Origin of the sequence: Cryobacterium sp. MLB-32, from assembly GCF_000738085.1 — a bacterium.
Lineage (GTDB): Bacteria > Actinomycetota > Actinomycetes > Actinomycetales > Microbacteriaceae > Cryobacterium.
Map to the genome: position 1 here is coordinate 1 of NZ_JPRS01000512.1, position 1,090 is coordinate 1,090.

The following is a 1,090-nucleotide window of genomic DNA, read 5'->3' on the forward strand; positions in this document are numbered from 1 at the left end:
CTTCCTCGGCGAGGGCGCCATGGCCCGAATGACGTTCGAAAGGATGTGTCCGGCCAAGTTGTGTTCCTGCTCGGCGTAGATGAGCCGCCTCTGCCAGAAGTGAAAGCGACGACACGGCCCAGTATCTCATTACATTAGAACTTATGTTCTAATGGCATCATGGGACCGAACGAGACACCTCTCAGCGCCCAGAGCCAGCACAAGACAGTGCGCGCTGACACTCTTAAGCAGATTGAGCCTGATCGCGGGGGCGCGTTTGTTCTGCGTCCCTATAGCCTCACCGCCGCTGAGCTGGGAGACCTGCCGGCAGTTCTTGCCAGCGCCCCCGCCCCGGTACGCGCGTGGGTGAGATACCCGGCCACCGCCGACCAGGTGCATGGTCTAGCCCTGGCGTGGACTCCACGGGCCGTGTACGTCGAATGGGAGAGCAACGGCGCTCACCGCACATGGGTGTGGGCCTCAGCCGTCGAGAGCGCAACAACCAGCCAGAACGCCACCAGCACTCTCTCTCCCCAGCGGAGCCAGGTGAACGAGTTGACCATTCGGGACACAAAACCGCTCGTCGCACTCATCAACGCTCAACTAGCCCAAAGCGGCGCCGAGTTCGCAACGTCCATGGCGCAGCCGGCCGGGCCATTCGGCGCGGTCGTGTTTGGGTCCATCGACGACCACGGCGTGCGCTTGGAGTTCTTCATCGATCCGGCGACCAATATGTGCGCAGTCCACTTATTCGACATGACCACGAAAAAGGTGCTCGCGGATCGGGTGGCGGCACTGACGTTTGAGAAAGCCATCGAGGGTTATCTCTGGGCTGCGGCGATCGACATGCTGGGCAACACCTGACTACAAGCAGCGAGCCAGCGCAGGAACCCTTCCCTCAGCACCTCAGCCTCGAAGAGGCATTTTCACTCCTTGATCTGCTGGGTCTTCTACGATGCCCGAGTGAGCTCTGGCCCGTCTCCCTGTGCAGGGAGGGGTGCGACCCGAACGATTTCGAGTGCTGCTGCGACGGGTAGCGCAGCCTGTATGGCTGCGTCGACGACGTGCTGGTCACCGATCAGCTCGGGGTTCAGCCAGTCGTCCCACCAGG

The 1,090-nt window shown here is 61.8% G+C and carries 1 protein-coding gene; it reads left to right on the plus strand.

Annotated elements, in window-relative coordinates; all coding sequences use genetic code 11:
• Positions 1-159: 159 nt before the first annotated feature.
• Positions 160-843, plus strand: a complete 684-nt coding sequence (locus JF66_RS19685) for a hypothetical protein (protein WP_035880582.1) — start codon at positions 160-162, stop codon at positions 841-843.
• The last annotated feature ends 247 nt before the right edge of the window (positions 844-1,090 follow it).

Coding starts and splice junctions, on each gene's coding strand:
- JF66_RS19685 (WP_035880582.1), top strand. CDS start 160: ATGGGACCGAACGAGACACCTCTCAGCGCCCAGAGCCAGCACAAGACA.